The 12,034-nt window shown below is 69.4% G+C and carries 13 protein-coding genes; 6 read left to right on the plus strand and 7 right to left on the minus strand.

All coding sequences use genetic code 11. The features are described 5' to 3' along the window. Positions 1 to 33 precede the first annotated feature (33 nt). From D9601_RS04610 to D9601_RS04635, 7 genes are all read right to left on the minus strand, one after another. Positions 34 to 552: a hypothetical protein gene (locus D9601_RS04610; protein ID WP_198352710.1), complete on the minus strand. Its 519-nt coding sequence runs from the start codon at positions 550 to 552 to the stop codon at positions 34 to 36. A 117-nt stretch (positions 553 to 669) separates the two neighbouring features. Next, entirely contained in the window at positions 670 to 1,440 is a 771-nt protein-coding gene (locus D9601_RS04615) for a thioesterase family protein (protein ID WP_198352711.1), read from the minus strand. A gap of 60 nt (positions 1,441 to 1,500) precedes the next feature. Then, positions 1,501 to 2,190: a glutathione S-transferase N-terminal domain-containing protein gene (locus D9601_RS04620; RefSeq protein WP_198352712.1), complete on the minus strand. Its 690-nt coding sequence runs from the start codon at positions 2,188 to 2,190 to the stop codon at positions 1,501 to 1,503. Further along, positions 2,187 to 2,618 (minus strand): MFS transporter, encoded by a 432-nt coding sequence (locus D9601_RS19750; protein ID WP_332837895.1) that lies wholly within the window; start codon positions 2,616 to 2,618, stop codon positions 2,187 to 2,189. The genes D9601_RS04620 and D9601_RS19750 overlap by 4 nt, the downstream gene beginning before the upstream one ends. A gap of 21 nt (positions 2,619 to 2,639) precedes the next feature. After that, the gene (locus tag D9601_RS19755) at positions 2,640 to 3,413 is read right to left on the minus strand and encodes an MFS transporter (protein ID WP_232473813.1); all 774 of its coding nucleotides are present in this window, start codon (positions 3,411 to 3,413) and stop codon (positions 2,640 to 2,642) included. Positions 3,414 to 3,495: 82 nt separating this feature from the next. Further along, positions 3,496 to 4,017, minus strand: coding sequence for a MarR family winged helix-turn-helix transcriptional regulator (locus D9601_RS04630; protein ID WP_198352713.1), 522 nt, complete (start codon positions 4,015 to 4,017; stop codon positions 3,496 to 3,498). Between the two features lie 143 nt (positions 4,018 to 4,160). After that, on the minus strand, positions 4,161 to 5,426 hold the full coding sequence (locus D9601_RS04635; protein WP_198352714.1) for a TetR/AcrR family transcriptional regulator: 1,266 nt from the start codon (positions 5,424 to 5,426) through the stop codon (positions 4,161 to 4,163). Between the two features lie 156 nt (positions 5,427 to 5,582). Here D9601_RS04635 and D9601_RS04640 point away from each other — a divergent pair, with 156 nt between their 5' ends. From D9601_RS04640 to D9601_RS04665, 6 genes are all read left to right on the plus strand, one after another. After that, positions 5,583 to 6,845, plus strand: a complete 1,263-nt coding sequence (locus D9601_RS04640) for an acyl-CoA dehydrogenase family protein (protein WP_198352715.1) — start codon at positions 5,583 to 5,585, stop codon at positions 6,843 to 6,845. Between the two features lie 129 nt (positions 6,846 to 6,974). Then, positions 6,975 to 8,069, plus strand: a complete 1,095-nt coding sequence (locus D9601_RS04645; RefSeq protein WP_198352716.1) for a Zn-dependent alcohol dehydrogenase — start codon at positions 6,975 to 6,977, stop codon at positions 8,067 to 8,069. Positions 8,070 to 8,175: 106 nt separating this feature from the next. Beyond that, positions 8,176 to 9,228, plus strand: a complete 1,053-nt coding sequence (locus D9601_RS04650; protein WP_198352717.1) for a phosphotransferase family protein — start codon at positions 8,176 to 8,178, stop codon at positions 9,226 to 9,228. A gap of 79 nt (positions 9,229 to 9,307) precedes the next feature. Then, positions 9,308 to 10,069 (plus strand): SDR family oxidoreductase, encoded by a 762-nt coding sequence (locus tag D9601_RS04655; protein WP_198352718.1) that lies wholly within the window; start codon positions 9,308 to 9,310, stop codon positions 10,067 to 10,069. Further along, positions 10,069 to 10,869, plus strand: coding sequence for an SDR family NAD(P)-dependent oxidoreductase (locus tag D9601_RS04660; protein WP_198352719.1), 801 nt, complete (start codon positions 10,069 to 10,071; stop codon positions 10,867 to 10,869). Before D9601_RS04655 ends, D9601_RS04660 begins: the two co-directional genes overlap by 1 nt. A gap of 36 nt (positions 10,870 to 10,905) precedes the next feature. Beyond that, positions 10,906 to 12,033, plus strand: coding sequence for a TonB family protein (locus D9601_RS04665; RefSeq protein WP_232473814.1), 1,128 nt, complete (start codon positions 10,906 to 10,908; stop codon positions 12,031 to 12,033). The last annotated feature ends 1 nt before the right edge of the window (position 12,034 follow it).

The following is a 12,034-nucleotide window of genomic DNA, read 5'->3' on the forward strand; positions in this document are numbered from 1 at the left end:
GGCCCGGCCGGTGCAACGCTGATCGTCCAGTGGTTACTGGTCGGACGGCGGCGGCGGGGGCGGGGTATCGCCGCCAGGCATGCTGCCGCCGCCGCGACGGCCGCCAAAGCGCATCTGCGCCATTTCGGTCGCGTCGATCTTGCCGTCGTGATTGGCGTCCATCCGGTCGAAGCGCGTCGCGGCGCGCGCGACATAGTCGGCGCGCGTCACCGACACGTCGCCGTCGCGGCCGGCATAGCCGCCCGCCGGGGGCGGCGGCGGCGCCTTGGCATCCGCCGGGGCATTGCCCATTCGCCGCGCCCGCATCGCCGCGCGATAGGCCTGGCGTTCTTCGGGCAACAGCGTGCCGTCGTGATTGGCGTCCATCGCGTCGAAGCGCGCGCCCGCCTCGGCCTTGGCCTCGTCTCGGGTGATGACGCCGTCGTGATTGGAGTCGGCGCGCATCATCGGGTTGCCGGGCGGCGGCGGGGCAGGCGGGGTGGCGGTCTGCGCCTGGGCGGCGGCGGCGAGGCCGCTCGCCGCGAGGGCAAGGGTCAGCAGGGGCAATCGCATCGGATCACGTCTCCGGGTGGCGGGGCCGATCCCCGCCTCAGCCTTGCCCTTCTGGCGGTGCCATGTCGCAATCGTATGTCGTTGCCCCTGCCAAGTGTCGCAATTTGTAGCGGCGGATCAGCCGAACAGGGCGACGCTTTGCATCTGTTCGGCGACGACCAGGCCCTCGGCATTGCGGACGGTCATGCGCTGGCTCGAATTGCCCTGATGCGCATAGTCGGTGTCGCTGTCGAGCAGCCACCAGCCGTCGCGCGTCGGCGCCGGCGGGCCGAGCAGGTTGAGCTGCCACGTCATCGAACTGACCGGCGCGGGGCCGCCAATCAGCCGCAGCGCCGCGGGGGGCAGGCAGTCGGCGACCGCGGTCAGCTCGACCGCCGGGTCCAGCCCGTTGCGCTCGGCAAGCCGTACCCAGCGCCGCCAGCCGGCGCCGGGCGCAATGGTGGCGTCGACCATCTCGAAGTTGCGGCTGAAGGTCACCGCGGGATGGCCGCGGTAGACGGCGGCGTCCGCCGTAGGTGGTGTCTCGGCGCTGCCGCGGTCGATGCGATGGTCGACGGTGGACGCGACCGGCGCCATGAATACGAAGGTCGCGCGCAGCCCCAGCCCCGCCTCGCCGATCACGTCCGCCTGCACATAGGCGGCGTTGCGCCCGCGTCGCAGCCGTTCGGCGCGGACGCTGACGCGGCCGCTCAGCGGTCCGACGAAGGCGATTAGCGCCGATCGCAGCGGCGGCAGGTCGCTGTCGCTCGCTTGCGCGGCATGCAACGCCAGCGCCGCCGACAGGCCGCCATAAGCGGTTCGTCCCTGCAGCCAGTCGGCGGGGATGTCGGTGTGCCAGCCGCCGTCGTGCGGGGTGAGCGTGTCGAGGATCGTCTTCAGTGCGGTCATCGTCACCAGGCTAGGCGCGTCGCTACCGCGATGCCACCATCGTTTCGCGCCGCCCGCCGGTCAGCGGCTGCCCTGACCGAACAGGATGCGCCGCGTCTCGTCGCTGATCGGCGCATCCGGACGGCTGAGCTCGGCGCCCCTGGCATAGGCGGCGACGGTCGCCGGTCGCGCCGTCACCGCGGCGAACCAGCGCGCGACGTTGGGAAAGTCCGCCAGATCCTGCTGCTGCAGCGCATGCGGCACGATCCACGGATAGCAGGCCATGTCGGCGATCGAATAGGCGCCGGCGATGAACTCGCGCCCGGCCAGCTGGCGGTCGAGCACGCCGTACAGCCGCGCGGTCTCGCGGACGTAGCGGTCGATCGCATAGGGCACCTTCTCGGGCGCGTAGCGATTGAAATGGTGGTTCTGGCCGAGCATCGGGCCGAGCCCGCCCATCTGCCACATCAGCCATTGCGTCACCGCGACGCGGGCGCGCAGCGTATCGCCGCCGAACCGCCCCGTCTTCTCGGCGAGATAAAGCAGGATGGCGCCCGATTCGAACACCGACACCGGGTCGCCGCCGTCCGCCGGCGCGGTGTCGACGATCGCCGGCATGCGGTTGTTCGGCGCGATCGTCAGGAAGTCGGGGGCGAATTGCTCGCCCTTGCTGATGTCGACCGGCACGATGCGATAATCGAGGCCGCATTCCTCCAGCATCATCGTGATCTTGTGCCCGTTGGGCGTCGGCCAATAGTGCAGGTCGATCATCGCTGTGCCTCCTCGCCGGCGGGGGCGGGGGGTATCCGCGGCGTGCCTGCCCAGATGATCGCCGCCGCGCCGCCGATCAAGACCGCGCCGACCAGAAAGGCCGCGCCGTCGAAACCGTGGCCTGCGCCGATGCCGAGGCTCTGCGCCGCGATCAGCGGTCCGAGGATCGCGGCGAGGGCGTTCATGCTGCCGATCCCGCCCTGCAGCGCGCCCTGCCGCGTCGCATCGACCATCCGCGACAGGATCGCGTTGAGCGCCGGATAAGCGAAGGCGCCGAGGCAGCCGACCAGGAAGAAGGCATAGACCTGCCAGCCGTGGGTGGTGAAGGCATAGGCGACCAACGTTACCGTCGCGCAGCCGAGGCCGACGATCGCCGCGTTGCGCTCGCCGAAGCGCGCCAGCACCCGCTGCGTCAGGCCGACCTGCACGACGACGCTGAGCAGCCCGACTCAGGCGAGGCTCCAGCCGATCGCGGTCGCGTCCCAGCCGAAGCGGATCGCCGCCCAGAACGCCCAGGTCGCCGGATAGACCGCGCCGCCCAATTGCCACAGAAACCAGGCGACGAGCAGCGGCGTCGCATTACCCGCCGCGAACAAGGGTTTGAATGCGCCGACGACATGCGCATCGCGCAGCCGGAACGGCCGGCGAGTGTCGCGATCCAGCGTCTCGGGCAGCAGTGCCGCCATCGCCAGCGCGTTGAGCGCGGACAGAGCGGCGGCGACGACGAAGGGCGCGCGCGTGCCGAGCGCAGCGGCGATCCCGCCGAGCGCCGGGCCGAGGATGAAGCCGATGCCGAACGCCGCGCCGAGCAGGCCGAAGGTCGCGCCGCGCTTGTCCGGCGGCGTGGTGTCGGCGATCACCGCGCCGGCCGGGCCATAGGTGGCGCCGGCGATCCCGGCGATGGCGCGGCCGACGAACAGCCAGGCGAGCGTCGGCGCCGCCGCCATCAGCAGATAGTCGAGGCTGAACGCCGCCATCGACGCGATCAGCACCGGCCGTCGGCCGAACCGGTCGCCGAGCTGTCCGAGCACGGGTCCGGCAAAAAATTGGGTGAAGGCGAACACCGCGAGCAGCCAGCCCGACACCCGCGTCGCCCGCGCCAGGTCGACATGCCCCATATGGGTGATCAGCGCCGGCAGCACCGGCATGACGATGCCGAAGCCGATCACGTCGACGACCACTGCCGCCAGCACGATCGGCACCGCGCGATGTTCGAACCTCATGCGACTCCCCCCGGAACCCTGCCGCGGTGTAGCGGGGTTGCGGGAGAAGGGCGATCACCCCGTGCCGTGCACGGGGCGGCGGCTATTGCGCCATCGCCTCGCGGCCGCGCACCGGCGCAGCATGGAAGTCGGCGAATTGGCGCTGCGCCTCGTCGCTCATCAGATTCTGCATCATCGTCCAATAGCCGGTGACCGCATCCTCGCCGGAGGCGGCATAGGCGCGGCTCATGTTGCCGTGCAACCCGCTGAACAGCCGCTGCTCCAGCGCCTCGCCCGCAGGGGTCAGGCGCAGCAGCCGCTGGCGACGATCGGTGTCGCCGGTCCGCTGCGCGACCAGTTCGCGCTCGACCAAGGCGCCGAGCACCCGGCCCAAAGATTGTTTGGTGACGCCGAGCAGCGACAGCAGTTCGCCGACCGACAGGTCGGGGCGTCGGCCGATGAAATAGAGACAGCGGTGATGCGCCCGCCCCAGGCCCAGTGCGCCGAGTTCGCCATCGGCGTGGCGCAGGTGTGATTTGTGCGCAAACAGCAACAGGTCCATGCCACCGCGGATCACGTCGTCGCGGAGGAACTGGGCGGCGGGGGGCTTGATCGGTTCGGCCATCGATCCCTTCTCGGCTGAAGCTAGACGGGCCCGGTGATGTTCCCGTCCCTTGCCGTGGAGACGATGCCGAAGGACAACATCCGCACCCTATCCTGTAAAAAATTCGACCGAACGGGACACGGTATACCGCGGCGGCGTCCGGTTCAGCCGATCGCCCGGTCGTCGAACATGCCGAACAGCAGGGTCGAGGCGTAGATGGCGATGGCCCGCTCGCGCGGCATCGTGCCCGCCCATTTGCGCATGTCGAAGGCCGCATTCTGCAGCGCCATCAGCGCCTGCGCCGCGATCAGTGCGTCGACCGCGCGGATCGATCCTTCGGCGATGCCGTCCATCATCGTACCGGCGAAGCGGCGCGCGATCCGGTTGGACCGATCGACCATCGCGGTGCGCACGTCGGCCGGCAGTCCGCTCAGCGCAGTGGTGCGCAGCAGCGGCGCGCGCTCGGCGAACTGCACGTCGAGCAGGGTGGCGATGACGCTGACCAACCGCTGCCATTGGCTGCCGCCGTGCGCGTCGGCGAGCCGCTGGCAGTCGGAGATCGTGTCGAAGCTGCGTTGATAGCAAGCGGTGACCAGATCGTCCTTGGCGTCGAGATGATGGTAGAAGCTGCCCTTGGTGACGTTGAGCTCCGCGGCGATCCGCTGCACGGAGGCGCCGCGATAGCCGAGCTGGTTGATCAGCCGCGTCGCCGCCAGCAAAAAGGCGGCACGCCCCGGCTCGGTCTCGGCATGTTCAAGGTCGATCGGCTGCGGCGACCAGAGCGACCGCGCGCCGGCGATGCCGTGCGCGAACACGTCCATCAGCCGCATCTCGACCCGGTCGTATTGGTCGGGTTCGTAGCGGGTCAGCCAGGCCGGCAGCCAGAAGATGTTCTCGAGCAGCACATGTGCCCGTGCGCCGTGCAGGTCGGTGTGCGCGCGGCTCGGCGCCGGGCCCCAGAGCGCGCGGGTCCGTCGGAACACCTCGCGCCAGCCAGTCATCAGCCGGCTGCGGTTCGGCTCCTCCGTCGCGCGTAGGTCGGACAGCACCGCCATGGCGCGGTCCTCGCCGCGCTGCACCCGTGCCAGCCGCGCCATGTTGAGCGCCAGGAAGCGGCGGACGCGCGCCTCGGCGTCCGGCTCCGCCGCGGCGGTGTCGAGCATTGCCAGCAACTGATCGAGCGTATGCTCGAAGGCGGCGGCGGCCAGATCCTCCTTGCGCTTGAAATAATAAGTGACGCTGGTCGTGTTCAGGCCGACGCGGCGGGCGACGTCGGCGAAGGTCATGCCCTTGGCGCTTTGTTCGTTGATCGCTTCCGCAGCGGCGGCCAGGATCGCGTCGCGCTTGGCGCGGAATCGCTTCGTGCCCTGTTCCTCGTCGCCGCCGATCGTCGCTGCGGCCGCATCGGCCGCCGTCCCCGCCTGGTTCATCACGCCCTTGTATCAATCGCGCTTTCGAAGAAACAGCATTTTTTGATCGTTCGCCTTCACCCTGCGGAACGCAGGGCAAATTGGCTCTTGCCTGCCGCTGCCGATGCTTTACCGAAAAAAGGGTATGGCGTAGAACGCCCTTCGAGAGGAGCCTGTATGGACTTCACCCTGAGTGCGCGCGAGACCGTGTTCCGCGACCGGGTACGTGCCTTCATCGATGCCGAGATCCGCCCGCGCCAGGCCGAATACGATGCGCAGGAGCATGACGGCGAACGCTGGAAGGTGATCCCGGTCATCGAGGAGGTGAAGGCGCGCGCCAAGGCGGCGGGGCTGTGGAATTTCTTCATGCCGCCGCATTCCGGCCAGCCGCCGGTCGACGACACGTTCGAATTCGAGGGCACGCAGCTCAGCAACCTCGAATATGCACTGTGCGCCGAGGAGATGGGCAAGGTCGGCTGGGCGTCGGAATGCTTCAACTGCTCGGCGCCCGACACGGGCAACATGGAAGTGCTGCTCCGCTACGGCACGCGCGCGCAGAAGGACGAATGGCTCGCGCCGCTGATGCACGGCGACATCCGCTCCGCCTTTCTGATGACCGAGCCGGCGGTCGCCTCGTCGGACGCGACCAATATCGAGACGCGGATGATCCGCGATGGCGACGATTACGTCATTTCCGGTACCAAATGGTGGTCGAGCGGGGTCGGCGATCCGCGCTGCCGCGTCGCGATCGTCATGGGCAAGACCGATCCCGAGGCGAAGCGCCACGCCCAGCAGAGCATGATCCTGGTGCCGATGGACGCGCCGGGCGTGACGATCGAGCGGATGCTCACCGTCTATGGCTATGACCACGCACCGCACGGCCACGGCCAGGTGCGGCTCGACAACGTCCGTGTGCCGGCGTCCAACATGCTACTCGGCGAGGGGCGCGGGTTCGAGATCGCGCAGGGGCGGCTCGGCCCCGGCCGCATCCATCATTGCATGCGCACGATCGGCGTCGCCGAGACGGCGATCGAGGCGATGGCGAAGCGGCTGCTCACCCGCGTCGCCTTCGGCAAGAGGATCGCCGACCAGTCGGTCTGGGAGCAGCGGATCGCACGCGCGCGCATCGACATCGAGATGACCCGGCTGCTCTGCCTCAAGGCCGCCGACATGATGGACAAGGCCGGCAACAAGGCGGCGCAGCTCGAGATCGCGATGATCAAGGTACAGGCGCCGAACATGGCGCTGCAGATCCTCGACGATGCGATCCAGGCGCATGGCGGCGCCGGCGTGTCGGGCGATTTCGAACTCGCCCACGCCTGGGCGGCGATGCGGACCCTGCGCTTCGCCGACGGTCCCGACGAGGTCCACAACCGCGCCATCGCCCGCGCCGAATTCGGTAAATATGCCGATATCGCGCTGGAGCGGCCGGGACGGTGAGTTCTCTCTTCGTCATCCCGGCGAGCGCCGGGACCCATGGACACACTGCCATCGATGTGGCGCGGATCAGTCGCCGATCGCATCCATGGGTCCCGGCGTTCGCCGGGATGACGCAGGGGGATATCTGACATGAAAGCCGCCGTCCTCTACGAAGCCAAGACGCCGCTGGTGATCGAGGATGTCACCATCGACGCGCCCGGTCCGCACGAAGTGCTGATCCGCGTCGCCGCCGTCGGCGTCTGCCGGTCCGACCTGCATTTCGTCGACGGGGTCTATCCGCACCCGATGCCGACGATCCCCGGCCATGAGGCGGCGGGGATCGTCGAGGCGGTCGGCGAGGAGGTGCGCACGGTCAAGGTCGGCGACCATGTCGTCACCTGCCTCTCCGCCTTCTGTGGTCAGTGCGAATTCTGCGTCACCGGCCGGATGGTGCTGTGCGTCGACAGCAGCGTCCGCCGGCCGCGCTCGGCGCCGCCGCGACTCAGGCTCGGCGTGGGGCCGAATGGGCGTCCCATCGCGCAGATGCTCAACCTGTCCGCTTATGCGGAGATGATGCTGGTCCACGACCATGCCTGCGTCGCGATCGACCGCGACATGCCGCTCGATCGGGCCGCGCTGATCGGCTGTGCGGTGACGACCGGGGCAGGGGCGGTGTTCAACGCCGCCGACGTGACGCCGGGCGAGACGGTCTGCGTCGTCGGCTGCGGCGGGATCGGCCTCGCTGCGGTCAATGCCGCGCGGATCGCCGGCGCGGGCAAGATCATCGCGCTCGATCCCGTCGCCGAGAAGCGCGGCCTCGCTGAGAAATTGGGTGCCACCCACACGATCGACGCCGCCAGCGACACCGCCGCCGACGAGGTGGTGGCGATCACCCGCGGCGGCGTGCACCATGCGATCGAGGCGGTCGGTCGGCCGCAATCCGCGGCGACCGCGGTCAAGGTGCTGCGCCGCGGCGGCACCGCGACGATCCTCGGCATGCTGCCGCCGAACGAGAGCGTCGGCCTGTCGGCGCTCGACCTGTTGTCGGGCAAGACGCTGCAGGGCGGCTTCATGGGCTACAACCGCTTTCCCGTCGACATCCCGCGGCTGGTTGACTTCTACCAGCGCGGCCTGCTCGACCTCGACACGATCATCGCCGACCGGATGCCGCTGGACCGGATCAACCACGCCTTCGACGAACTGCGCCGCGGCGACACCACGCGCAGCGTGATCGTGTTCGAATGAGGTCCGCCGCCGCGTGCTCCTGCGGACGCAGGAGCCCAGAGCCAAAAGGGGGACGCTTGACAACCCTGGGCTCCTGCGTCCGCAGGAGCACGGACGGGATTATTCCATGACCGACGCCCCCCAGACCATTCCCGTCGCGGACAAGGACCGCCTCGACCTCGACCGGCTCGCCGACTGGATGACGGCGAACGTCGCCGGCTTCCGCGGCCCGCTCAGCTACGCGAAATTCGCCGGCGGCCAGTCCAACCCGACTTACCGGCTCGACAGCCCGTCGGGTGCCTATGTCCTGCGCCGCAAGCCGTTCGGGCCGCTGCTGCCCTCCGCCCATGCGGTCGACCGCGAATATCGGCTGATCGCCGGCCTCCATCCGACCGGCTTTCCGGTCGCGCGCCCCTATGGATTGTGCGAGGACGAGGGCGTCATCGGCGCGGTCTTCTACGTCATGGCGATGGTCGATGGTCGCAACCTGTGGGACGGCACCTTGCCCGGCTACGCGCCCGAGCAGCGCACCGGCCTCTACCATGCGATGGTCGACACGCTGGCGGCGCTCCATACCACCGATTATCAGGTCGCTGGTCTCGGCGATTACGGCAAACCCGGCAATTATTTCGCGCGTCAGGTCGAACGCTGGACGCGCCAGTATCGCGCCAGCGAGACGGAGGTGATGCCCGACGTCGACCGGCTGATCGACTGGCTGCCGCGCACCGTGCCCGAACAGACGCGCACCTCGATTGTCCACGGCGACTATCGCATCGACAATATGATCTTCGACGCCGCCGAGCCGCGCGTGCGGGCGGTGCTCGACTGGGAATTGTCGACGCTCGGCGATCCGCTCGCCGATTTCTCCTATTTCCTGATGAGCTGGGTCACGGAGCCGGAGGGGCGCTCCGGGGTCAAGGGCATGACCGGCCCGGCGACCGGCATCCCGCCGATCGAGGCGATCGTCGAACGCTATTGCGCCGCGACGGGCCGCGACGGCGTGCCCGACCTCAACTGGTATTTCGCGTATAATCTGTTCCGCCTCACCGGCATCGTCCAGGGTATCAAGAAGCGCATCGTCGACGGCACCGCGTCCAGCGCCCAGGCGGAGCGCTCCGCGGCGCAGGTCTACCGTCTCGCGGCTGCATCCTGGCACTTTGCTCAAAAGGCCGGGGCTTAGCGGCGACTTCTACGATCATGTGCGAGGTCGGTAGCCTCGCTCTATGCGCGAAGATTGCGAAGATTGAAGGAGGGGTTCCATGTTGTTCGACCTGACCGGCAAGGTCGCCATCGTCACCGGCTCCAGCCGCGGCATCGGCAAGGCCAGCGCCATCGAGCTCGCCCGCCATGGCGCCAGGGTGGTCATCTCCAGCCGTAAGCAGGACGCCTGCGAGGCGGTCGCCGCCGAGATCGAGGCGGAGTTCGGCCCCGGCCGCGCGCTGGCGATCGCCGCCAGCATCTCCGACAAGGCGGCGCTGCAGGCGCTGGTCGAGCAGACCCGCGCCGCATGGGGCCGGATCGACGTGCTGGTCTGCAACGCTGCCTCCAACCCCTATTACGGCCCGCTTGCCGGCATCGCCGACGACCAGTTCCGCAAGATCCTCGACAACAACATCCTGTCCAACCACTGGCTGATCCAGATGGTCGCGCCGGAGATGCGCGAGCGCCGCGACGGCTCGATCATCATCGTCTCGTCGATTGGCGGCCTGCGCGGCTCGGACGTGATCGGCGCATACAATGTCTCCAAGGCCGCCGACTTCCAGCTCGCCCGCAACTATGCGGTCGAATACGGCCCCGACAACGTCCGGGTGAATTGCGTCGCGCCCGGCCTGATCAAGACCGACTTCGCCCGCGCCCTCTGGGACACGCCGCAGGCGGAGGAGCGGTCGAGTCGCCACACGCCGCTGCGCCGGCTCGGCGAGCCAATCGATATCGCCGGGACGATCGTCTACCTCGCCGCCGACGCCAGCCGCTACATGACCGGCCAGGCGCTGGTCGTCGACGGCGGGGTGACGATCTGATGGCGCGCTTCGACGGCAAGTCGGTGATCGTCACCGGCGCCGGCTCCGGCATCGGTCGCGCCGCCGCCCGCCTGTTCGCCGCCGAGGGCGCGCGCGTCGTCGTCGCCGACCTCAGCGACGGGGCGGAGGAGACGGCGGCAATGATCGCCGATGCCGGCGGCTCGGCGATCGCGGTTCGGGGCGATGCGGGGGCGGAGAAGGATGTCGAGCGCATCGTGGCACTCGCCTGCGACCGGTTCGGCGGACTCGACGTGATGGTCGCCAATGCCGGCATCTCCGGCGGTCTCGCCAATCTGTTCGACACCGACGTGGCGCTGATCAGCGAGGTGCTGCGGGTCAATCTGATCGGCCCCTTCCTTGCCGTGAAGCACGCCGCTCCCCGCATCGCGGCACGGGGCGGCGGCGCGATCGTGCTGACCGCCAGCGTCGCCGGCCTGCGCTCCGGCGCCGGCTCGCCCGCCTATTCGGCGTCCAAGGCTGGCGTCATCAACCTGGCGCAGGTCGCCGCGCAGCAGCTGTCGGGCAGCAACGTGCGGGTCAACGCCGTCTGCCCCGGCCTGACCGAGACAGGCATGACCCAGCCGACCTTCGACTATGCCCGCGAGGCGGGGAAGGCGGACCGGCTCGGCCGGCTCAACCCCCTGCGGCGCGGTGGCCGGCCGGAGGAGCTGGCGGAGGCGATCGCCTTCCTCGCCTCCGACGCTGCGAGCTACGTCAACGGCCATGCCCTCGTCGTCGACGGCGGCCTGTCGTCCAGCCACCCCGTCACCCGCCAGGAATACGGCAAAACGGCGGTCTGACTTGCAGCCGTCACAGGAGCGGATCAGGATGGCCAGATGATCGCCCTGGCCTCATCCGCTATCGCCCTGGCCGCCGCGCAGGTGCCGCCGCCCGCGATGATCGCCGTCGATCCGCCGCAGCAATATCTGGTCCGCTGGACCCGCAGCCCCGTGCTGTGCGCGGCGGCGGACGGCAGCATGGCGACCGCGGCGATGACTCAGCCGGTCGATCCCGGCCGCACCCTGACCTGGGCGGGCAGCACCGGCCTGCAGCGTACGCTGACGCTCACGTTTCGCATCGATGACCAGGGCCGACCGCTGTCGCTCCGCCGCGAGAGCACAGGCTATGTCGCCGATGCGCAGGACGTCATGCCCGCCTTTGCGGCATCGCGCTTCGCCGCGGGCGCGGCGCGCGAACGCTGCACGGTGACGTTCACCGACAGCCGCAGCCCCCTGTCGGCGGCGCCGGTCGACGATGTCCGCGCCTATTCGGTCTTCCCCAGTGCAACGCCGACCGAGGCGGTCTGGCGCCGCATCCGGCCGGCAGGTGCGACTTGCTACGATCCGACGCCGGACGTGCTGCTGCGCGCTTACCCGGATTTCGCCAAATTGCCGGAGCAGCGCGGCGCGCTCGCCTGGTCGATGGTCGGCTTCGACATCGAGCGCAACGGCAAGCCGGTCGCGGTCCGCACCGTCACGGGCAGCAGCCAGCCAGCGCTTGACGCCGCCGCGCGACAGGCGGTGCAGCGCAGCCGGTTCGTCGCCGGCGCGCGGACCGGCTGCCTGTTCCCTTATTTCAAGGCGCCGGCGACGCTGCCCGCGCCGATCCCGCCCGAAGAAGAGGCGGTCCGCCCGGCGGGTGCGACCTGCCCGTCCAAGCATGGCTGGGTACGCGCACCGCAACTCACCTACCCGGGCCGGTATCGGCGGCGCAGCATCGAGGGCTGGGCGATGATCGCTTACGATGTCGCCCCCTGGGGTGAGACGGGCAACGTCCGCGTGCTCTCGGCCGAGCCGACCGGGGAGTTCGGCGATGCGGCGATGGCCATGATCCGCAACGCATCGCTGCCGCCGTCGCAGGCCGGCTATATCGGCTGTGTCGACCGTGTCCGCTATGTCATGTCCAAACCGGGTGCGCCGGAGCGAATAGATCCGACGCCGACGCCGCTGCCCCCGCCCGACTAAG

The sequence above is a fragment of the Sphingomonas sp. MA1305 genome (assembly GCF_016107325.1).
GTDB lineage: Bacteria > Pseudomonadota > Alphaproteobacteria > Sphingomonadales > Sphingomonadaceae > Sphingomonas.

Coding starts and splice junctions, on each gene's coding strand:
- D9601_RS04610 (WP_198352710.1), bottom strand. CDS start 552: ATGCGATTGCCCCTGCTGACCCTTGCCCTCGCGGCGAGCGGCCTCGCC.
- D9601_RS04615 (WP_198352711.1), bottom strand. CDS start 1,440: ATGACCGCACTGAAGACGATCCTCGACACGCTCACCCCGCACGACGGC.
- D9601_RS04620 (WP_198352712.1), bottom strand. CDS start 2,190: ATGATCGACCTGCACTATTGGCCGACGCCCAACGGGCACAAGATCACG.
- D9601_RS19755 (WP_232473813.1), bottom strand. CDS start 3,413: ATGAGGTTCGAACATCGCGCGGTGCCGATCGTGCTGGCGGCAGTGGTC.
- D9601_RS04630 (WP_198352713.1), bottom strand. CDS start 4,017: ATGGCCGAACCGATCAAGCCCCCCGCCGCCCAGTTCCTCCGCGACGAC.
- D9601_RS04635 (WP_198352714.1), bottom strand. CDS start 5,426: ATGAACCAGGCGGGGACGGCGGCCGATGCGGCCGCAGCGACGATCGGC.
- D9601_RS04640 (WP_198352715.1), top strand. CDS start 5,583: ATGGACTTCACCCTGAGTGCGCGCGAGACCGTGTTCCGCGACCGGGTA.
- D9601_RS04645 (WP_198352716.1), top strand. CDS start 6,975: ATGAAAGCCGCCGTCCTCTACGAAGCCAAGACGCCGCTGGTGATCGAG.
- D9601_RS04650 (WP_198352717.1), top strand. CDS start 8,176: ATGACCGACGCCCCCCAGACCATTCCCGTCGCGGACAAGGACCGCCTC.
- D9601_RS04655 (WP_198352718.1), top strand. CDS start 9,308: ATGTTGTTCGACCTGACCGGCAAGGTCGCCATCGTCACCGGCTCCAGC.
- D9601_RS04660 (WP_198352719.1), top strand. CDS start 10,069: ATGGCGCGCTTCGACGGCAAGTCGGTGATCGTCACCGGCGCCGGCTCC.
- D9601_RS04665 (WP_232473814.1), top strand. CDS start 10,906: ATGATCGCCCTGGCCTCATCCGCTATCGCCCTGGCCGCCGCGCAGGTG.